Raw genomic sequence first — 21,641 nt, forward strand, 5'->3', positions numbered from 1 at the left:
TGTGGCTATGCGCCACTTACTCATGCAAGAGCCCGGCATTTTCGACCGGTCGCCGTCCCCGAATTCATTTCTTGAGAGCCACTGATATGTCCACCTCCGCGTCCACCATCCTTGTAGTAGAAGACGACGACATCGTGCGCATGTTGATTGTCGATGTGCTGGAGGAGTTGGAGTTCAATGTGCTGGAAGCGGATGGTAGTGAGCAGGCGCTGGAGGTCCTCAAGGATTCTGAAAAGCACATTGATCTGATGATGACCGACGTAGGCCTGCCGGGCATGGATGGTCGTGAACTGGCCACTGAAGCGCGCAAGCTGCGCGCCACCCTGCCCGTTCTGTTTGCCAGCGGTTATGCCGAAAGCATTGACGTGCCCGCTGACATGCATGTAATCGGCAAGCCTTTTTCGATTGATCAGTTGCGCGACAAGGTCAGGGGAATTTTGAAAGCGTCTTGAAGCAAGAAAACCGGAGATATCCGGTTCTCCCGGCAAATTGATTAGAGTTTCGCCAGATTGATCAACACTGGCCCGAAGACAAACTGACCGACATCCGTGTTTTTGACGGCAGTTCCTATGGCGGAAATATTGAACCCAAAAGTAAACCTGTTGGTTTCAAGTTGATCCAGTAAGGCCACGGCCAGGGAGATCGATTCCGCGTTATACAACGCGGGATGCTTGCGAATAATCGAGGGCTTGCTGGCTAACGTGGTTTCAAGTTCGACAAATCCAGGGGGATGAGCCATTCGAAAGTGTGGATTGGACAAGTTCCTTGGATCAGCCTTATGGGCATCCCTGGCGAGCTCGACTAGTCCAACCACATCGTAATCGGCAGGCACCGCGCCCCGTAACGTCTCACCGTAATACAGATCCAGTGTGTCGGGCGCACCGTGCGCCATTTCATGGATCAGCGTGTCACTTATCCGGTAGTCGTCATAGTTCGAAACGCGATAGTGCTGATCCAGTTCTTCGGGAAAGATATCCATGAACTTCTTCGCGTTTCCTTTCAATTCTGCACCGGTGTCGATCCCCGCCCTCCAGCGTTTATAGGCCGCCGGCCGCAGCGCAGCAAGCGCTCCAGGATCTCCGCGCCTGAACGACATGTTGGCGAGCGTGACCGAGTCGAGATCCCTGCGCATATCACGCAAATTGCTGGCGAGGTGTTTGAAAACTGCCTCTGAATCGCTGCCAAACACATGTTTTAGTACCGACTTGATATTTTCATCTTGAGTGTCGGCCAGAAGCGCGATGGCGTTATCCAGCTTGCTTTTGGCCAGCGAGATTGCCTTCTTCACATACGCTCGCGTGTAACTGTGCGGTTTAGCTGGAAAAAACAGTTTGAATGGCGACAGTTTTGCCCAACTAAACGTCTTCAAACGTGGCCCCCATGCACCGCCGACCCGTTGATTGAGCGCATACAGGTCACTGTTGCGCTGAAGTGCAATGACGTTGGCCAGCTCCCCCGCTTCGCCGGCTACCAGATCGAAGCGCCGGGCTGCCTTGATCAAGTCATAGGACTGGGCACCGCCGGTCAGTCGCCGAAGCTGGCGAGTTGCCGTGCTGATGGCGCTGACGCCTTTATCGCTGATGAACAACACCCCGCGCACTGCGAGCTTCGAACCTTTGAGTGCCAGGGTCGCCAGTCCGTCCAGCGGATTCAGCAACGCCACTACCAGACGTACGCTCGCTCTGGCGATACTCAGCGCCTTGGCCGTGGTCGAGGCAGTCTTGGTGATGACACTGGCGACCTGGGTGCCCAGCCCGACCAACAAACCAACGATGGCAAGCCCGTCGAGGATGCAGCCGCCAATGCCTTCGGCTACGCGGGGATCCTCACCTGAACGAATGTCCTCGATACATTTTTTGAAGGGAACAATCACGTCCAACAGAAACGTCTCGAACTCTTCGGACTGCTTGCGCCACTTTTGCAAATCAGTCTGGGTATTGAGGGCGTCGTATAACGACTTTCGTGTCGCCACTGGATGATATTCCAGGATGAGCGCGACCAGGCGACTCAGGTTCTGGGTGAAAAACATCGATACCGAACTGATACTCCCCAAGTCCATTTGCATATACCAGAGCTTTTCCACCACGACGCTAGAAGTCATGTCGGGCCGTGGGGCATCGCCCTTGAGATAGGCCGTAGCGTCGATGGGCCAGGCTTGTTCGTGGCGCTTGGTCTGGAAGTCGGTGCTTTTGCCGGTGAACGAAAGGCTGGGTGTATCGTTGAGAACACCGCTCTGCTTGAACCTTTCCGCCAGTTGCACATTGCGCCGACAAATACCTCGCAAGCTGAAAAGTTCGTAACTACGGACTTCTTTACCCTGTTCACCACAAAGAATGATTCCATATCGCCCCTTGGCCTCATCACGTTGTGCCTGGGTTTCCTGAAAAGGATTCAAGGTATTAACGCCAGGGCGAACAGTGTGGAGCGTTACGTAACTATTGGTCAGAAACGTTCTCTCGTCCTCGGGCAAGGAGCAAATGGCGATTTTCAGCACCGCCGCCAGACTTTTCTGCAGTGCAGCATAATATTCGGCAAATGCCTGCTCGAACGCTGGAATGGCAGGAGGCAACTCAGCCAACCGCAAAAACGCATCAGCGGGCGAGTTGTCTCCCTCCTGTATAAAAAATGCATTGTTCAAACGTCCGTCGACTATCAAGTCGTCCGACATATACAGGTCAAGGATCGACAGCCTGAGCCGCGCCAGCTCCGAGATCGCCAGATCCTGGTTCTTGGTCTCCATGCTCGCGAAGTCCGCGATATTAATGAGCAAGCCGCTGATGGAAAACAACTGAAGCAAGTCTGTCCAGCTACGCTCCTTCAGCGACGCAACGGACGTGAACCGCCAGGTTGGCGCCTCTAGGTATTCTCCCGCCGGCATCACCTTCAATAACGCTTGCCTGGCCAATTCACGGCGATCCGGAGGTATGGCTGACAAGCCGTTTTCCGACTGGTGTAACGCTTCCATGTATCGCTCGAAATACTCGGCCGCGACGGTGAACGTCTGCTGGTCATAATCCTTGTCGACGGTATACGTGACAATTCCATTGAGTACCGCCCAGTTAATGACAGGCGCAACCGCTGTCAGCTCATGCAACACACGCTGCTCTTCACTGATCGGTAAAAGATGCGAGAAGTTTTTTATCGCAGAGAACGACATTGATCGTGCGGTGCCAGGAGCCGACATTTCAATCAAGGTCACTGCCTGGGTGACGACCACCCAGCCCGGTTTGCCTAACGTGAGTTGTTCAGGTGTGTCAGCTATCAGGAACTCCGGCGCCGCGAAGGCCAGTAAAAGATAAGCTGCAAGTGACGCAAAATCAGGTTCTGCAAGATTCGATTCCACCAGATACGCCTCGAACCTTTCGCGCACTTGAGGTGCAGTGAGCAAGGCGTGATTCGGTTGGTAGAAATCAAACCCGGCGATGGTTCTGGTGTGCTTGTCAGCTGTCAGCCCCAAGTCAATGATCACCGCCGTTGCCAGCAACAGTTTGAGTTGCCGGGCTGCTATTTGAGGTTCAGCGGTTTCCAGATGCCAATCGAGCAAATCATGCAGCACAGTCCCCAGATCTGCTGCCTTGTCCGTGCTCCAAAAGTCTTCCAGAAGCCTCGCTGCTTCCTGGCGCCTTGATGGCGCGTCAAGATCGGTGTAAGCGCTTGTGCAAAGGTGTCGCAGCAGACTCATACGCCCTTGCGTCGTTTCCTCGATCAAGCTTCTGATCAGCCCTCGTTGCTGCTCAGACAAATGGAACGGAGAGTCTTCAGGTGCCGCAATCAATTCGTGGAAATCGCCCAACAACGGAGCAGCGGGCAGCTTGAATTTCAGGCAGGCAATCAGATTTTCTATCTCCGCCACCTCAGTGGGCACGGCATATTGATGAAACTGCAGCCACTGCCCAATGCCGATGAAGCTCCCCGAAACTACTTGACCACCCGTCTGTGTTGCACACTCCATGAGCATGTCAAAGTCTTCTTTTGGAAACTCCGGAGCATGAACAAACTCACCTAGGTAACGCCACAGTCCTTCTGACAGGGCGAGAAGACCCAAGGTGTCGTTCACACAAAAGACAGCATCGCTGGAAAGCGAATGCGTTCTGCGGACAGATTCGAATATGGGTGTCCGAGTCATTTTCAGTAAAGCAACGCGTCCGGCCTCTTGAGCGATATCCAGTGTGGAACCCTTGACCCTCGGAACGACCAGTAAATCAATACTTGAGTCTGAATTTTCTGCCCGCTGCTGAAGAAACCGAGTCAGTTTTTCCGCAATTGCTGATTGCTCTTCTTGATCCGCATCGGCAAGGCCAATAAATGGCAGTAATTCAGCGCGTTCATTCGTTGAATCTTTAAAATCAACCCAGTTTGCAAACTGCATTCGCATCAACCTCTCAATGTTTAATTACAAATCGCCCTGCGCAGAATAAATGCGCAAATTGCAATATGGCTTCCCTTTGAGAAAGAGTAGATTCAATACAGCACTGCATGACAGAGCCAAGATATTGCAGACTATTTTATCGGGAAACCAACTATTTCCTTCACTGCCAAAAACAGTAGCCCCTATTAACATTTACAACTTCAGCTATTTGCCTTAATGCAAAACGTATACAGCACTGCGTGTTTCAGACGAATGCCAAAAGCAAATGTGGTTTAATTGCGCCCCCTCCCAGCAATCTCCGTGTAAGCAACAAGGATTTTTATGAGTCTGCCCCCTGCTACAAAAGTCTTGGTTATTGGCTACGTCTGGCCCGAGCCTCAATCTTCGGCCGCCAGTGGGCATGTGATGCAAATCCTTGAAACCTTTTTGCAGCAAGGCTGGGACATCACCTTCAGCAGCCCCGCCGGGCCCGGCGAGCACAAGGCTGACCTCACGGCGCTGGGCATTCGCGAGGTGGCGATCGAGCTGAACAACAGCAGTTTCGACCATTTCGTCGCTGAACTGACGCCGGACATCGTCGTGTTCGATCAATTCATGATGGAAGAACAGTTTGGCTGGCGCGTCGAAAAGCACTGTCCGAACGCCTTGCGCGTGCTGGAAACCTCGGATCTGCAAAGCCTGCGGCATGCTCGCCACCAACGCCTGAAGGATCGGTTGAAGCTGAGCGACGATCAGAACGACTTCAGCGAATTGTTCTCTCCGGCATTGGCAGAAGAATTCAGTCTGATGGCCGACACTGACCTGGCCAAACGTGAAATCGCCGCGCTGTATCGCTGCGATCTGAACCTGATGATTTCCGAGGTGGAAATCGAATTGTTAGTGCAACAGTTCGGCTTGCCTCGGCAGATCCTGCATTGGTGCCCTTTGATGGTGACGCCGCCGACCACGGCACTGCGCACTTTTGCCGAGCGGGCGAACTTCCTCAGTATCGGTAACTTCCGCCACGCACCGAACTGGGATGCAGTGCTCTGGATGAAAAACGCGGTGTGGCCGCTGATCCGCGCGCAACTGCCGAATGCCCAACTACACATCTACGGGGCGTACACGCCGCCCAAGGCTTCCGCCCTGCATAACGCCGCGCAGGGGTTTCACATCATGAACTGGGCCGAAGATGCCTTGCAGGTGATGTCCGAGGCGCGGATTTGTCTGGCTCCCTTGCGCTTTGGAGCCGGCATCAAAGGCAAACTCATTGACGCGATGTTGTGTGGCACCCCCAGCGTGACCACGCCTGTGGGAGCTGAGGCCATGCATGGCGAACACCCGTGGCCAGGGGCTGTGGCGACTACAGCTCAGGCGCTTGCCGATGAAGCAGTGCGGCTTTACACAGATGAGGCTCAGTGGAAGGACGCTCAAGTTCATGGCCATACACTATTGAAACAACGTTACGCACACACCGAACATGGGCCGTCGCTGATTGAAAAGTTGAAGTACTGTCAGGATAACTTGCTGGCACTGAGAAAGCTCAATTTCACTGGCAGCATGTTGCGCCATCATTCGCACAAGAGCACACAATATATGTCGCAGTGGATTGAGGCGAAAAACAGACTGTAATCCTGCATATACATTCCGCATTAATCAGTTGTTTGGAGCGACGCCTCTTAAGCGATATAAAACATCCTTCATCGCTGCTCATCAAAGAGCGGCATTCATTCAAAAAAGGATGTTTCATGAGCACCACTTATTCCAATACAAACTGGATGGCTACAACTCCATCCATCGATAGTTTATCTCTCAGCGAACTAAGTCTGCCGGGCACCCATAACGCCGGCAGCGACTGGAAGGCGTCCTATGCGCTACTTCCCGGGAAACATTTTCTGGCTTGCCAGCACGATACATTTTTTGAACAACTCGCCAACGGCGCGAGGGCGCTGGATCTGCGTCTGGCCTGCATGGCCAAGGAAGACGGGATCAAAAAATTCCGCTTTCGGCACAATAGTTTTCTTTCCTCGAGAAACCTGCACGACCTGCTAACGCATGTTCAGCGTTTTCTCGGACTTTACCCGGACGAGTTCATCATTCTGGACTTTCACGAGTTGGCTGACAGCGAAGGCGAGTTTGACTACAAGCGGTTCAATCAGCATGTGATCAACTACCTCGGCCCGCGCATCATTCCGAAACAAAACGCTCATCTCAGCCTTGCGGAGCTCAAGCGCATCAGCCCTCTTCAACGTGTTCTGGTCGCGGCAACCAGCCACTTTCAGCTCGACGACAAGTTGTTTTGCAGGAAGATCACCCATCAATGGGATGAAGCGTCGTCAACCAAAGCCAGTAACTTGAGAAACTACATAGAGCGGGTGGTCAGCAACCCACCGGACAGTTATTTTCCGTGGTCGTTATCCGCTGCGACGTATAGCGTTCCCATCGGCCCGGTCGATCTTCACGAAGAACTGAATATCTGGTTCGATCCGCAAAACAGTAATTGGGCCAGTCGATGCAACATCATCAATGTCGACTTCATTGAAGAATCAAACATCGTTTCTTATTGCCGCACGGCCAACCTCGCAAAAGCGCGCCGATAAAAGCCACTAAATAGCTATATTTGTGTGGATGTTTCCCGGGGTTGGAAATGCCGACGGACGTCTCTAGGCTGGTGTTCGAACCGAGGCGGCAGCGGCCACCTCCGAACATCAGCCTTTGCCCCAAGGACGGGACAAAGTCAAAGACAAGGAAACGTCATGAGCGATAACAGAAACGCAAGCTTCGATAAAAGCAAATGGATGAGCAACACTCTCGACATCAATCTTTTGAAGCTGACAGAAGTCGTCTGGCCCGGCACTCATAACTGCGGAATGGACAAAAAAGCGCCGAACTATGAGGTGTTGGTGGGTAACTGGACGACGTGTCAGAACGACTCGTTTGCCTGGCAACTGGCCCAAGGGGCACGGGCGTTTGATATCCGGCTCGGCTGCACCGCCGGGCCTGTCACCCCGGTGTTTTACTTTCATCACAACGGACTGCAGTCCCACCGCATCCTTGATGAGCTCATCGACGCGGTGACGGACTTCCTCGATCAGAATCCCGACGAGTTCATCGTGCTCGATTTCCATGAACTCGCAGACGGCGCCAAGCCGTTTGATTACAGGAGCCTCAACAGCCTGCTGATGCGCAAACTGGGGTCACGGCTTGTATCGCCCATGGACGCACATTTGACGATCGGTCAATTGAAGGCCGCCAGCACGTCACGCCGCATCGTAATGGCGGCGCCCTCCAAGCCGGGCCTGGACTTTGATTACTTCTGGACGCGCATTCCACACAAATGGAGCGGTAAAACCTTCAACGATGTCGATGACCTGCGAACCCTGATCAGCACCAGCCTCAAAGACGCACCGCACGATCGCTTTATCTGGTCATTGTCCGCCACCAACTACTCTTTGCTCGGAGGCCCGCAACACCTTAAGAGTCAAATCAACGACTGGTTCAATACCACCCGCGACTGGGTCACGCGGTGCAGCATCATCAGCACCGATTTCTTCGAAGAATCCGAAATTGTCCGCTACTGCTGGAGCGCAACCAGCATGAAAGCGGTTTACGGCGACGCCTTGTACGAACGCCAGAGGTAACGGCGCTGGCCGAACGCTCCTGCGAAGAGGCATGATTGCCAAGCGATAACAAAAAAAGCGCCAAGACCATGAGCCGAGCGACCCGCGTCACCGATCCTTCCTATGAGTTGATGGATGACCACAACGGGTTATCCATCATTTACCGCCAGCACGGCTTTCCTTGCCCGCTGGTGCGTTGGCATTTTCACAAGGAATACGAACTGCACCTGATCGTGGCAAGTTCGGGCAAGGTGTTTATTGGCGACTATATCGGCAACTTCTATCCCGAGAGCCTGTTCCTGACCGGGCCGAATCTGCCGCATAACTGGATCAGTCAGGTGGCCGAAGACGAAGTCGTGGAAAAGCGCGACATGCTGGTCAACTTCACCGATGAGCTGTTTGAAACCGGGCACCAGGTGTTCGCCGAACTGAAGACCCTCGCCCCGCTGCTGGAGCGCGCGCAGTACGGCATCGAGTTTCGCTGCAAGCGCACGATTCGCCAGGCCATGACCTTGATGCAACGGATTGCCGACACCAAAGGCATCACCCGGCTCGGGCACTTTTTCATCTTGATGGAATTGCTCGCCGCCAGTGACGATTTCCAGTTGCTGTCCGGCGCCACCACACCGCAATTGGCCGATGAGCACAACATCGACCGCACCAACCGCGCCGTCGACTATATCTTCACCCACTACGCACGTGAGCTGACGCTGGAGGAAGTGGCCGAGCACCTGGGCATGAAACCGACTTACTTCAGCCGCGTATTCAAACAGGCGACGGGGCGCAATTTCATCGAGTTCGTCAATCGCCTGCGCATCAGCAAATCCTGTGAACTGCTGGCCGATGGCGACAAACCGGTGACTGAAGTGTGTTTCGAGTCGGGTTTCAACAACATTTCCAACTTCAACCGACGCTTTCAGCAACTCAAAGGCATGACGCCGACGCATTACCGGCGCCTCGCCGTGCAGCGCCTGACCGAGCAGAACCGCGGCTGAAACGCCAGCAGTTCGGGATGAAAACCTGTACGGATTCGACAACGCACCAGCGCTGAAACCCCCTTCCCTGCGTTTCTCCTCTCAAAGGCCAGTGCAAAAAAGTATTGGTTTTAGTGCGACGGATGATTTGTCAGCCCTGCGATTGAAGGCTGTAATCAGTGCACATTCTTCCTGCATTCGGAAGACACAAAAACAATAACCGTCCTTCTGCCACCCGCCGGGTGCAGAAAAGGAGTGCACGATGCAACCCACTGCAAAAGCTCTGCTTGCCCTCACCTGCATGACCCTCAGCAGCGTCAGCCTTGGCGCCCAGACCCTGACCATCGCCACCGTCAACAACAGCGACATGATTCGCATGCAGAAACTCTCGAAAACCTTCGAGACCGAGCATCCGGACATCAAGCTCAACTGGGTGGTGCTGGAAGAAAACGTCCTGCGCCAACGCCTGACCACCGACATCGCCACACAGGGTGGACAGTTCGACGTGTTGACCATCGGCATGTACGAAGCGGCACTGTGGGGCGCCAAGGGTTGGCTCGAACCGATGAAGGATCTGCCGGCCAGTTACGCCCTCGACGATGTGTTCCCTTCGGTGCGTGAAGGGCTGTCGGTCAAGGGTTCGCTGTATGCCCTGCCGTTCTACGCTGAAAGCTCGATCACTTACTACCGCACCGACCTGTTCAAGGACGCTGGCCTGACCATGCCCGAGCGTCCGACCTGGGAAGAGATTGCCGGGTTCGCCGAAAAGCTCACCAACAAGGACAAAGAGCAATACGGCATCTGCCTGCGCGGCAAGGCCGGTTGGGGCGAGAACATGGCGTTGATCACCACTGTGGCCAATGCCTACGGCGCACGCTGGTTCGATGAGAAATGGCAGCCGGAATTCAGTGGCCCCGAGTGGAAAAACGCGTTGAATTTCTACGTCGATACCATGAAAAAATCCGGCCCGCCGGGTGCGTCCAGCAACGGTTTCAACGAAAACCTCGCGTTGTTCAACAGCGGCAAGTGCGCGATCTGGGTCGATGCCAGCGTCGCCGGTTCCTTCGTGACCGACAAGACCCAAAGCAAAGTCGCCGATCACGTCGGTTTCACCTACGCCCCGCATCAAGTCACCGACAAGGGCTCGGCATGGCTGTATTCGTGGGCGCTGGCGATTCCGACCAGTTCCAAGGCCAAAGATGCGGCGAAACAATTCAGCGCCTGGGCCACGTCCAAAGAATACGGTGAACTGGTGGCTAAGACCGACGGCATCGCCAACGTCCCGCCGGGCACCCGCGCCTCAACCTACAGCGATGCCTACATGAGCGCCGCGCCGTTTGCCAAAGTCACGCTGGAATCGCTGAAAGCCGCCGATCCAAGCAAACCGACGCTGAAACCGGTGCCTTACATCGGCATTCAACTGGTGACCATTCCTGAGTTCCAGGGCGTCGGCACCCAGGTCGGCAAACTGTTCTCGGCTGCGCTGATCGGCCAGACCACGGTGGATCAGGCGCTGGCGGCGGCCCAGCAAACCACTGAACGCGAGATGAAGCGCGCCGGTTATCCCAAGTAACCCGCATAGCCCGCTCCCACACGGGATCTCCATAGGTCTGTATGACTCGGTTCTGATCGCCATGAATACTTCAACTGCCAAAGCCCACCTCGACCTGTCGCAACCTCAACGCAAAAGCCGCGTGGCCAATCCCGGCTGGTTTCTGGTCAGCCCTTCGGTGGCCCTGTTGCTGCTGTGGATGATCGTGCCGCTGGGCATGACCATTTATTTCTCGATGATTCGTTACAACCTGCTTGATCCGGGCGTGAACGAATTCGTCGGGCTGGAAAATTTCACCTACTTCCTCACCGACTCCGGCTTCCTGCCCGGCGCCACCAACACCCTGTTGCTCGTCGGCAGTGTGCTGCTGATCAGCGTGGTGTTAGGTGTGTTGATCAGTGCGCTGCTGGAGGCCAGTGAGTTTCTGGGGCGGGGCATTGTGCGGGTGATGCTGATTTCGCCGTTCTTCATCATGCCCACCGTTGGCGCGCTGATCTGGAAGAACCTGATTTTTCACCCGGTGTCCGGAATCCTCGCCTACATCTGGAAGCTGTTTGGAGCGCAACCGGTGGACTGGCTGGCGCACTACCCGTTGCTGTCGATCATCATCATTGTCTCGTGGCAATGGTTGCCCTTCGCGATCCTGATCCTGATGACCGCCATGCAGTCCCTCGACCAGGAACAGAAAGAAGCCGCCCGCCTCGACGGCGCCGGCCCCGTGGCGATCTTCTGGCACCTGACCCTGCCGCATCTGGCGCGGCCGATTGCCGTGGTTGTAATGATCGAGACGATCTTCCTGCTGTCGGTGTTCGCCGAAATCTTTACCACCACCAACGGCGGCCCCGGCTACGCCTCGACCAACCTCGCCTACCTGATCTACAACCAGGCGCTGGTGCAGTTCGACGTCGGGATGGCCTCGGCCGGCGGCCTGATTGCCGTGGTCATCGCCAACATCGCCGCGATCATTCTGGTGCGGATGATCGGCAAAAACCTGACTGACAAAGCCTGAGGCCTGCCATGACTCTTCAACAATCCCGCCGGCTGCAAAGCCTGCTGCTCGGCACGCTGGCCTGGGCCATCGCGATCATCATTTTCTTCCCGATTTTCTGGATGGTGCTGACCAGTTTCAAGACCGAAATCGACGCCTTCGCCACGCCGCCGCAGTTCATCTTCACGCCGACGCTGGAGAACTACCTGCACATCAACGAGCGCAGCGACTACTTCAGTTTCGCCTGGAACTCGGTGGTGATTTCCTTCAGCGCCACCGCCCTGTGCCTGTTGATTGCGGTGCCGGCAGCCTACTCCATGGCGTTCTACGAAACCCAGCGCACCAAAGGCACGCTGCTGTGGATGCTCTCGACCAAGATGCTGCCGCCGGTGGGCGTGCTGATGCCGATCTACCTGCTCGCCAAGAGTTTCGGCCTGCTCGACACGCGCATCGCGCTGATCGTGATCTACACGCTGATCAACCTGCCGATCGTGGTCTGGATGATTTACACCTACTTCAAGGACATTCCCAAAGACATCCTCGAAGCCGCCCGCCTCGATGGCGCCACGCTGTGGCAGGAAATGGTTCGCGTGCTGTTGCCCATCGCCAAGGGTGGCCTCGCCTCGACTGTGCTGCTGTCGCTGATCCTGTGCTGGAACGAGGCCTTCTGGTCACTGAACCTGACCTCGTCGAAAGCCGCGCCACTGACCGCACTGATCGCCTCGTATTCAAGTCCCGAAGGGTTGTTCTGGGCCAAGTTGTCGGCGGTCTCGACCTTGGCCTGCGCGCCAATCCTGATCTTCGGCTGGATCAGCCAGAAACAACTGGTGCGCGGCCTATCGTTCGGCGCCGTTAAATAGCCCTTAAAGAACAAATATAAAAGGAGCGCCACCATGGCCAACCTGAAAATCAAGAATCTGCAAAAAGGCTTCGAAGGTTTTTCCATCATCAAGGGCATCGACCTTGAGGTGAACGACAAGGAATTCGTGGTCTTCGTCGGCCCGTCGGGCTGCGGTAAATCCACGCTGCTGCGGCTGATCGCCGGCCTGGAAGAAGTCAGCGGCGGCACCATCGAACTCGATGGCCGCGACATCACCGAAGTCAGCCCGGCCAAGCGCGATCTGGCGATGGTGTTCCAGACCTACGCGCTGTACCCGCACATGACGGTGAAAAAAAACATGTCGTTCGCCCTCGATCTGGCCGGCGTGCCGAAAGCCGAGGTCGAGAAGAAAGTCGGCGAAGCGGCGCGCATTCTCGAATTGGGGCCGATGCTCGAGCGCAAGCCCAAACAGCTTTCCGGTGGCCAGCGCCAACGCGTCGCGATTGGCCGGGCGATTGTGCGCAACCCGAAAATCTTCCTGTTCGACGAACCGCTGTCCAACCTCGATGCGGCGTTGCGGGTGCAGATGCGCCTGGAACTGTTGCGCCTGCACAAAGACCTGCAAGCGACGATGATTTACGTGACCCACGATCAGGTCGAAGCGATGACCATGGCTGACAAAGTCGTGGTGCTCAACGGCGGCAAGATCGAGCAGGTCGGTTCGCCGCTGGATCTGTATCACAACCCGGTCAACCTGTTCGTGGCGGGTTTCCTCGGCACGCCGAAAATGGGTTTCCTCAAAGGCAAGATAGCCCGGGTCGATGGCCACAGCTGCGAAGTATCGCTGGACGCCGGCACCCGCATCACCCTGCCGTTCAACGCCGGCAACCTGAGCGTCGGCAGCGCCGTGACCCTGGGCATTCGCCCGGAACATCTGGAACTGGCACAACCCGGCGACTGCACCCTGCAAGTCACCGCCGACGTCAGCGAGCGGCTGGGCAGCGACACCTTCTGCCACGTCAAAACCGCCGCAGGCGAAGCGCTGACCATGCGCGTGCGCGGCGATCTGGCCAGCCGCTACGGCGAGCAACTGAGCCTGCACCTGGACGCCACTCACTGCCATTTATTCGATGCCGAAGGCGTGGCGTTGACCCGTGCGCTGCGCGCTGCCGCCTGACCTTTCGAGACTTGCCCAATGAAACTCAACAAACAGAACCTCAACCGCCTCGCCGTTGAAGTGAAGCTGCCGGCCTACAGCCTCCGCGACACTCGCCAGGGCATTGCGCACATTGGTGTCGGCGGTTTTCATCGCGCGCATCAGGCCTATTACACTGATGCCTTGATGAACACCGGCGAAGCGCTGGACTGGGCGATTTGCGGCGTCGGCCTGCGCGCCGAAGACCGCCGCGCCCGTGACGATCTCAAGGAGCAGGATTACCTGTTCACCCTGTTCGAACTCGGTGACAGCGACGACACCGAAGTGCGCGTGATCGGCGCGATTCGCGACATGCTGCTGGCCGAGGACGGTGCGCAGGCGCTGATCGATAAACTCGCCGATCCACAGATCCGCATCGTTTCGTTGACCATCACCGAGGGCGGTTATTGCATCGACGACAGCAACGGCGAATTCATGGCGCATCTGCCACAGATTCAGCACGATCTGGCCAACCCGCAGGCGCCGAAAACCGTGTTCGGCTTCCTTTGCGCAGCCCTGGCCAAACGCCGGGGCGCGGGCACGCCGGCATTCACCTTGATGTCCTGCGATAACCTGCCCCATAACGGCGCCGTGACCCGCAAGGCGCTGCTCGCCTTCGCCGCGTTGCGCGATGCCAATCTGCGTGACTGGATCGACGCCAACGTCAGTTTCCCCAATGCCATGGTCGACCGCATCACGCCGATGACCAGCACTGCGCATCGCCTGCAACTGGCCGACAAACACGCGGTGGACGATGCCTGGCCAGTGGTCTGCGAACCGTTTGTGCAATGGGTGCTGGAGGACAAATTCGTCAATGGACGCCCGGCCTGGGAAAAGGTCGGTGTGCAGTTCACCGACGACGTTTCGCCGTACGAAGAGATGAAAATCAAACTGCTCAACGGCAGCCATCTGGCGCTGACCTATTTGGGATTTTTGAAGGGCTATCGCTTCGTTCACGAAACCATGAACGACCCGTTGTTCGTGCATTACATGCGCGCCTACATGGATTTCGACGTGACCCCGCAACTGGCGCCGGTGCCGGGCATCGATCTGACCGAGTACAAAGACACCCTGGTGGCGCGGTTTTCCAATCAGGCGATTGCTGATCAACTGGAGCGGGTGTGTTCGGATGGCTCGTCGAAATTTCCCAAGTTCACCATTCCGACGATCAACCGGTTGATTGCTGATGGGCGCGAGACTAAGCGCGCGGCGTTGGTGGTGGCGGCCTGGGCCTTGTATTTGAAGGGCGTGGACGAGAATGGCGATACCTATTCGATTCCCGATCCACGGGCGACGTTTTGTCAGGCGCTGGTGGCGGATGATGCGTTGATCACTGAGCGGTTGCTGGGGGTTGAGGAGATTTTCGGTGTGGCAATACCGCGTTCTAACGAGTTTGTCGCGGCGTTTGACTGGTGCCTGAAGAGCTTGCGTGAAGAAGGCGTGACGCGGACTTTGGAACAGGTGTTGGCCTGAAAAGCCCCCTCACCCTAGCCCTCTCCCTGAGGGAGAGGGCTAGGGTGAGGTGCTTATTTGAGCTACACCGAACTGAGAGTCCGGAGTCGAACTCAGGAATTGAAACCTACACAAATCTGCTCCCTTTCCCCCTCTCCCCCTTGGGGGAGAGGGGACTGACCGAGGTGCTTATTTGAGCTACACCGAACTGAGAGTCCGGAGTCAAACTCAGGAATTGAAACCTATACAAATCTGCTCCCTTTCCCCCTCTCCCCCTTGGGGGAGAGGGCTGGGGTGAGGGGGTGGCTCTTGATCTTTAGCGCAACTGACTGGTTCACACATGACCCAACAACTCTTCCTCGGCATCGACTGCGGTACCCAAGGCACCAAAGCCATCATCCTCGATGCCGACAGCGGTCAGGTGCTCGGCCAGGGCGCCGCCGCCCACACGATGATCAGCGCTGCCAACGGTCGTCGCGAGCAAGACACCCGGCAATGGCAGGACGCCTTCGCCCTCGCCACCCGCCAAGCGCTGCAAGCGGCAAATATTGACGGTCAATCGATCCTCGGCATCGGCGTCTCCGGCCAGCAACACGGGCTGGTGCTGCTCGACGATCAAGGCCAGGTTCTGCGCCCGGCCAAGCTCTGGTGCGACACCGAAACCGCTGACGAAAACGACCGTTTGCTCAAGCATCTGGGCGGCGAAAAAGGCTCGCTCGAACGGCTCGGCGTGGTCATCGCCCCGGGTTACACCGTGTCCAAACTGCTCTGGACCCAAGAACAGCACCCCGAAGTCTTTTCACGCATCGCACGCATTCTGCTGCCTCACGACTACCTCAACTATTGGCTCACCGGCCGCGCCTGCAGCGAATACGGTGACGCCTCCGGCACCGGCTACTTCAACGTGCGCAGCCGCCAGTGGGATTTACAACTGCTGCGCGACATCGACGCCAGTGGTCGTCTGCAAGCGGCGCTGCCTGAATTGATCGACGCCCATCAAGCGGTGGGCACGATCCTTCCGGCGCTTGCCGAACACCTCGGCCTCAACCCAAACGCGCTGGTCTCCAGCGGTGGCGGCGACAACATGATGGGCGCCATCGGCACCGGCAATATTCGGCCCGGTGCGATCACCATGAGCCTGGGTTCCTCCGGCACGGTGTACGCCTACGCCGAAGCGCCAAAAGTCAGCCCGGATGCGTCGGTCGCGACATTCTGTTCCTCCAGTGGTGGCTGGCTGCCACTGATCTGCACGATGAATCTGACCAACGCCACGGGCGCGATTCGCGAACTGTTCGACCTCAATCTCGAACAATTCAACGACCTCGTCGCGCAAGCACCGATTGGCGCCGAAGGCGTCAGCCTGTTGCCGTTCTTCAATGGCGAACGCGTCCCCGCCCTGCCCCATGCCACGGGCAGCCTGCACGGCTTGACCCTGAATAACCTGACCCAGGCCAACCTATGCCGCGCGGCCGTCGAAGGCACAACCTTCGGCCTGCGTTACGGACTGGATTTGCTGCGTCAGAATGGTTTACAAAGCCGCAGCATTTGCCTGATCGGCGGCGGCTCGAAAAGCGCGGTGTGGCGGCAGATCGTTGCCGACATCATGAACACCCCGGTGATCTGTACCGAACAAAGTGAAGCCGCTGCTCTTGGCGCGGCGATTCAGGCCGCGTGGTGCAAATCATGGTCGAACGGCCACGAAGACACGCTGGCCGATCTTTGCGAACGCTGCGTGAAACTTGATCTGGCCAGTGAAACCCTGCCGGTTGCCGCCAATGTCGCGGCGTTCCAGCAGGCTTATGAACGCTATCAACAGCATGTCGCAACCCTATAAAGAGCAAACAATTATGTATTTGGTGTGTGGCGAAGCCCTGTTCGATTTCTTCAGCGAAGACGATGCCAGCGGTCTGGCCTCGAAAGTGAATTTCAAGGCGATTGCCGGCGGTTCGCCGTTCAACGTCGCCGTGGGGTTGCGCCGGTTGGGCGTGGACTCGGCGTTGTTTGGCGGCCTGTCGACCGACTACCTCGGCCGACGCTTGCAACAAGTGCTGCAGGCAGAGGGCGTGCGCCCGGACTATCTGGTGGACTTCGCCGCACCGACCACACTGGCAATGGTCGCGGTCGGCGCCAATGGCTCACCGCACTACAGCTTTCGCGGTGAAGGTTGCGCGGACCGGCAGCTGAGCCTGGCCCATTTGCCCGCGCTGGGCGCGGAGGTTCGAGGCCTGCACATTGGTTCGTTTTCGCTGGTGGTGCAGCCGATTGCCGACACCTTGCTGGCGCTGGTGCAACGCGAGAGCGGCAAGCGCCTGATCACCCTCGACCCAAACGTGCGCCTCAATCCCGAGCCGAATATCGATCTGTGGCGCGCACGCATAGCCACGCTGGTGCAACTGGCCGACATGATCAAAGTCAGCGACGAAGACTTGAGCCTGCTGTACCCCGAGCAAGATCCGCAGCACGTCATCGAAGATTGGCTGGAGCACCGTTGCCAGTTGGTATTCCTAACCCGTGGCGGCGAAGGTGCAACCGTGTTCAGCCGCGCACATGGTTCCTGGTCGGTGCCGGCCAGTGCGGTGAAAATCGCCGACACCGTTGGCGCTGGCGATACCTTCCAGGCAGCGTTGATCACCTGGCTGACCGAGCAAGGTCTGGATTCGGTTGAAGGTGTCCGCCAACTCGCTCGTGAGCAGATCGACGCGATGCTCACATTTGCCGTACGAGCGGCCGCGCTGACCTGCAGCAAAACCGGTCCGGATTTGCCCTATCGTCACCAATTGAGTTGAGCGCGTAGACTGTCGGCCTTTTTGCGCATGACGGGATAACCGCTTTTGAATTACGGGCAAACGCTTGGACTACTGACACTGGCAGCGCTGTTGACGGGTTGCGGCACCTCGCCGCCCCGTTCGCCGGAAAACCTCTGCGACATCTTCCGCGAAAAAAGCGACTGGTACGACGCTGCGCAAGTCACGCAGAAGCGCTGGGGCGTGCCGATTCAGGTGCCGTTCGCGATCATGTATCAGGAGTCCGGCTACCGTTACGACGCCAAAACCCCACGCAAATACCTGCTTTGGGTGATTCCGTGGGGCCGCGTGACCACCGCGTCGGGCTACGCCCAGGCCAAGGACGAAGTCTGGTCCGACTACCAGAAAAGCACCGGCCGCCACGGCGCCGACCGCGAAGATTTCGACGACGCCATCGACTTCGTTGGCTGGTACATGGACAAAACCACCTCGATCAACGGCGTGTACAAGTACGACGCCTACAACCAATACCTCAACTACCACGAAGGCTGGGGCGGGTTCCGCAACAAGACCTACGCCAGTAAAGCGTGGCTGATGCCGACAGCGCGCAAAGTGCAAAACCGTTCCGACCTCTACGCCCAGCAATATGCCGGGTGCAAGGATGATCTGAATCGCGGGTTCTGGAGCCGGTTCTGGCATTGGTTGTAACTGCAGACTCAACTGGCACCGACTGCTCGGTCGCACCAAGGCAGCGCCTTTACACCAAAAAAAACCCACTGCCTAGCTGTCAGAGTTGACAGCTAGGCAGTGGGTTTTTTTTGGTGTGTATTGAAGACAGGAACTGATCGACGATCAGCTTTTGAGCGCTAACATGGAAGGAAATGCTATGAGTCTGCTCTTGAAACGGCTTGTAAAAACTGCTGCCCTATTGCCCGTGATTGCATTGGTGAGCAACGCACAAGGAGCACAGCCCCAGTCGGTAGGCCCCGAAGAGGGGGATTGCGCGGCAACCGAGGTGTCCAACAGCTATGTCTCGGTCAACTGCACTCTCAAGGGCGTCAACAAGGCCTGGCTTCTAAATATCGACTCGAAGAAACTATCCCACCTTAAGCCCCCGCAGGATGGAAATTCCTGCAAAAGTGGCTCAATGGCCTACAACCTGGTGACAGGAACATGCAGCACGGCAGCTGGGCCGGTTTCAGTAACTTGGCGCACTTCTGCCCCCGACATTGATCCACAACCTCTCAAGCCTCTGGCCTCTGACACGGGAACAGAACTGGGTACAGCGACATTTTTCGGCAACGTGACCGGGCAAAGTATTTCGCCTACAGGTCATACCGCTGTTGTATGGCCTTCCGCGAAAAAGGGTGACCCGGTACAAGTTTCCGATCGCAACGACAATTGCCGAGCAGCCTCTATCGTCGACTCGCCTTCCTATACTCTCCCCACTTTGGCGCTCAACTGCCCCTCTACCCGGGGATCCTCTATCGCCAAAGTCGCAACATTCAATGGTTCCAATTACGTCATGGAGCTACTGAAGCTGCCAGCCACCGCCGATTATTGCCAACTCATTGGTATTAATAGACTTAACCAAGTAGCGGGTACCTGCCACTTGACCGATAAGACCACGGTTGCAACGTTCTGGCCACAAATACAAGCGGAACCGCAAACGCTCAAGCATGAAAAAAACCTGCCCACTGAAGCGGTATTCTTCAATGACAATGGGTCCATGATTATCAGTGAAACAACCTCTCGCCGGACATTCAATGCCTACTGGTCGGTGCCTTTCAACGCATACGAGCCATTACTGCCTCCGACCGAATTCAACATTTGTCACGCCAATGCCCTAGCCCAATCCAGGGACATTGTTTTAGTAACGTGTTCGACCAATGACTCATCAAAACCCATTACTGTACAGACATGGGAACCAAGAAAACCGGCACCATTCAACGAACGCTTCATCAGCATTAACGCTGCAGAGGGGACTATTAATCAGGGGAAATCGTTAACGGCTACAGGTAACAAGGTCGTCGGATATTCGAAACCAGATGCAAATGCTGAATCGCGAGCGTTCTTGAGTGAGCTGTACTGAGCTGAAGGGGCCAAGGTTTGCCTTGTCCCTGGCTCGTTACAACACCGAAAAGTTGTAACTCACGATCAGCCGGGTCTCATCCACATCACGGGCGAATTTCTCGTAGTTCGACCGGTAGGTCGCATTACGCAGGCGCAGGCTCACGTCCTTGAACGTGCCGGTCTGGATCACGTACTTCAACTCGCTGTCGCGCTCCCACTCTTTACCTTCCTGATCACTGCCCAAGACCTTGATGTGGTCACCGTTGACGTAACGGGTCAGGAAGCTCAGGCCATTGATGCCGATAGCTTTGAAGTCGTAGTCGTAACGCAGTTGCCACGAGCGCTCCTGCGCCGCCGCGAAGTCGTTGACCTGCACGTAGTTGACCAGGTACGGATTGCTGCCATCCAGATACGGCATCGAGTTGTCGCCGTTCATGCGCTGCCAGCCACCACTGAAGGTGTGGCCGCTGATGGCGTACGACAACATGCCGCTCAATGCGCGGTTGTCGATGGAACCGGCCTTCGCATCGCCACTGTCAGCACTTTTCAGTACGCGCAGATCGGCTTTCAGCACACCGTAGCCCACCTTCTGATTGGCCAATAAACCGACGAAGTGTTGGCGATAAATGTCTTCAAGTTCGGCGTAGTGATACTGCGCGGTCAGGCGATCGTTGATCTTGTAATCGAAGCCGTACATGTCGAAATGGTCGGCCGTGGTGTTGCACGCGTAGCGCTTGTTCTTGCAATGCACGCGGATGTCCTGGGAGTCGGTGGAATCCCGGGCGGTGTATTTGTCCAGACGCGCGGCCATAAAGGTCAGGTCTTTCACGTCCTTTGACGTCAGCATCGCACCGTTGAACATCGTCGGCAGCAGACGACCGTCGTTGTACTTGAGCAACGGCAGATCCGGCAGCAGCGCGCCGTACTTCAACACTGTATCGGACAACTTCACTTTGGCGGTGAGGCCCATTTTTGCGTATTGGCCTTTCGAACCACGCGGATCCTGCCCGCTGGACGGCAGCAAACCGCTGTTGCTGCGATCAGCGCTGGAATCGAGCTGCAAGCCGAGCATGCCCAGCGCATCAATGCCGAAACCGACTGTGCCTTCGGTGTAGCCCGATTGCAGATTGAGAATGAAACCTTGCGCCGACTCTTCACGCTTCGATGCGCCCTGCTCGTTGGCGGTGTGCCCATCACGGAAATCGCGGTTGAAGTACACCGTGCGCGATTCGATCTTCGCCGTGGTGTCTTCGAAAAAACCGCTGGCCTGAACCTGTGCGGTAAAACCGGCGCACAGCACAACGGCTCCTAAGCCAAACGACTGGCGCGGGGTGATGAGGGGAAATGGGGGACGCATTGAAAACTCCAGACATTACAGCGTTTGCGCCGGGGCGCAGTCAGCCAGAAAAATAGCTGCCGTCCCGGTTCGTCAATGAGCCGGGAGGAAGTGGACACGCAGGGGTGAGGCGCAATGATGGCAGATGGCTTTGACGTGCTACAGGCGACTTTAGTCTGAAACTGACTGGCAATTCTTCAGGGGCTGCGCCGCCGAATCCGCCTGGACGCTGCCCGCTCTTTGCGCGAAAAGCCCGATTTCATTGGGCCAAGAGGCACATCTAAGGGTTTCCCCCATGGTTCGCAAGGCCCGCGCCTACGGCATTTGCGCCTTGAACGGGGCGGTTTAATCCTCCATCATCCGTCCCCTGCTTATCCAAAGGACGGAAACCAAGGCATGCTGGACGCCAACGCTACCCACATTACCCTGACGCTCGAAGGCGCCAACGCCGACCTGCAAGTGCTCAGCTTCACCGGTCGTGAAGCCCTCAACGAGCCCTTCCGTTTCGACCTCGAACTCGTCAGCGCCCGCCCCGATCT

The 21,641-nt window shown here is 56.7% G+C and carries 16 protein-coding genes and 1 pseudogene; 15 read left to right on the plus strand and 2 right to left on the minus strand.

Annotation, left to right across the window (positions count from 1 at the left end):
- Nucleotides 1-86 precede the first annotated feature (86 nt).
- A complete protein-coding gene (locus F2P67_RS09235; protein WP_166219646.1) occupies nucleotides 87-452 on the plus strand; it encodes a response regulator in 366 nt (121 codons plus the stop codon).
- A gap of 41 nt (nucleotides 453-493) precedes the next feature.
- Here F2P67_RS09235 and F2P67_RS09240 read toward each other — a convergent pair whose 3' ends face one another.
- The gene (locus F2P67_RS09240) at nucleotides 494-4,369 is read right to left on the minus strand and encodes a hypothetical protein (RefSeq protein ID WP_166219648.1); all 3,876 of its coding nucleotides are present in this window, start codon (nucleotides 4,367-4,369) and stop codon (nucleotides 494-496) included.
- A gap of 321 nt (nucleotides 4,370-4,690) precedes the next feature.
- On the opposite strand from F2P67_RS09240, the gene F2P67_RS09245 reads away from it, so the two are divergent.
- The 13 genes from F2P67_RS09245 (at nucleotide 4,691) to F2P67_RS09305 (ending at nucleotide 19,785) form a co-directional block, all read left to right on the plus strand.
- A complete protein-coding gene (locus F2P67_RS09245) occupies nucleotides 4,691-5,980 on the plus strand; it encodes a glycosyltransferase (RefSeq protein WP_166219650.1) in 1,290 nt (429 codons plus the stop codon).
- A 116-nt stretch (nucleotides 5,981-6,096) separates the two neighbouring features.
- Nucleotides 6,097-6,948 carry a phosphatidylinositol-specific phospholipase C domain-containing protein gene (locus tag F2P67_RS09250; protein WP_166219652.1) on the plus strand — a complete coding sequence of 284 codons (852 nt, stop codon included), beginning with the start codon at nucleotides 6,097-6,099 and terminating at the stop codon, nucleotides 6,946-6,948.
- A 156-nt stretch (nucleotides 6,949-7,104) separates the two neighbouring features.
- The gene (locus F2P67_RS09255) at nucleotides 7,105-7,989 is read left to right on the plus strand and encodes a phosphatidylinositol-specific phospholipase C domain-containing protein (RefSeq protein WP_166219654.1); all 885 of its coding nucleotides are present in this window, start codon (nucleotides 7,105-7,107) and stop codon (nucleotides 7,987-7,989) included.
- Nucleotides 7,990-8,057: 68 nt separating this feature from the next.
- Nucleotides 8,058-8,963 carry an AraC family transcriptional regulator gene (locus tag F2P67_RS09260; RefSeq protein WP_166219656.1) on the plus strand — a complete coding sequence of 302 codons (906 nt, stop codon included), beginning with the start codon at nucleotides 8,058-8,060 and terminating at the stop codon, nucleotides 8,961-8,963.
- 241 nt (nucleotides 8,964-9,204) lie between these two features.
- Nucleotides 9,205-10,515 carry an ABC transporter substrate-binding protein gene (locus tag F2P67_RS09265; protein WP_166219658.1) on the plus strand — a complete coding sequence of 437 codons (1,311 nt, stop codon included), beginning with the start codon at nucleotides 9,205-9,207 and terminating at the stop codon, nucleotides 10,513-10,515.
- 61 nt (nucleotides 10,516-10,576) lie between these two features.
- Nucleotides 10,577-11,503: a carbohydrate ABC transporter permease gene (locus F2P67_RS09270; RefSeq protein ID WP_166219660.1), complete on the plus strand. Its 927-nt coding sequence runs from the start codon at nucleotides 10,577-10,579 to the stop codon at nucleotides 11,501-11,503.
- An 8-nt stretch (nucleotides 11,504-11,511) separates the two neighbouring features.
- Nucleotides 11,512-12,342, plus strand: a complete 831-nt coding sequence (locus F2P67_RS09275) for a carbohydrate ABC transporter permease (protein ID WP_166219662.1) — start codon at nucleotides 11,512-11,514, stop codon at nucleotides 12,340-12,342.
- 33 nt (nucleotides 12,343-12,375) lie between these two features.
- Nucleotides 12,376-13,479: an ABC transporter ATP-binding protein gene (locus F2P67_RS09280; protein WP_166219664.1), complete on the plus strand. Its 1,104-nt coding sequence runs from the start codon at nucleotides 12,376-12,378 to the stop codon at nucleotides 13,477-13,479.
- Between the two features lie 18 nt (nucleotides 13,480-13,497).
- On the plus strand, nucleotides 13,498-14,970 hold the full coding sequence (locus F2P67_RS09285; RefSeq protein ID WP_166219666.1) for a mannitol dehydrogenase family protein: 1,473 nt from the start codon (nucleotides 13,498-13,500) through the stop codon (nucleotides 14,968-14,970).
- Nucleotides 14,971-15,289: 319 nt separating this feature from the next.
- Nucleotides 15,290-16,783, plus strand: a complete 1,494-nt coding sequence (xylB, locus tag F2P67_RS09290) for a xylulokinase (protein ID WP_166219668.1) — start codon at nucleotides 15,290-15,292, stop codon at nucleotides 16,781-16,783.
- Nucleotides 16,784-16,796: 13 nt separating this feature from the next.
- Nucleotides 16,797-17,735, plus strand: coding sequence for a carbohydrate kinase family protein (locus tag F2P67_RS09295; RefSeq protein ID WP_166219671.1), 939 nt, complete (start codon nucleotides 16,797-16,799; stop codon nucleotides 17,733-17,735).
- 45 nt (nucleotides 17,736-17,780) lie between these two features.
- Nucleotides 17,781-18,401 carry a transglycosylase SLT domain-containing protein gene (locus F2P67_RS09300; RefSeq protein ID WP_166219673.1) on the plus strand — a complete coding sequence of 207 codons (621 nt, stop codon included), beginning with the start codon at nucleotides 17,781-17,783 and terminating at the stop codon, nucleotides 18,399-18,401.
- Between the two features lie 178 nt (nucleotides 18,402-18,579).
- Entirely contained in the window at nucleotides 18,580-19,785 is a 1,206-nt protein-coding gene (locus F2P67_RS09305) for a hypothetical protein (RefSeq protein WP_166219675.1), read from the plus strand.
- Nucleotides 19,786-19,821: 36 nt separating this feature from the next.
- Here F2P67_RS09305 and F2P67_RS09310 read toward each other — a convergent pair whose 3' ends face one another.
- Entirely contained in the window at nucleotides 19,822-21,123 is a 1,302-nt protein-coding gene (locus F2P67_RS09310; RefSeq protein WP_166219677.1) for an OprD family porin, read from the minus strand.
- 375 nt (nucleotides 21,124-21,498) lie between these two features.
- Here F2P67_RS09310 and F2P67_RS27750 point away from each other — a divergent pair.
- A pseudogene (locus tag F2P67_RS27750) lies at nucleotides 21,499-21,641 on the plus strand (type VI secretion system tip protein TssI/VgrG); the annotation flags it as partial.

The sequence above is a fragment of the Pseudomonas atagonensis genome, from assembly GCF_011369485.1.
GTDB lineage: Bacteria > Pseudomonadota > Gammaproteobacteria > Pseudomonadales > Pseudomonadaceae > Aquipseudomonas > Aquipseudomonas atagonensis.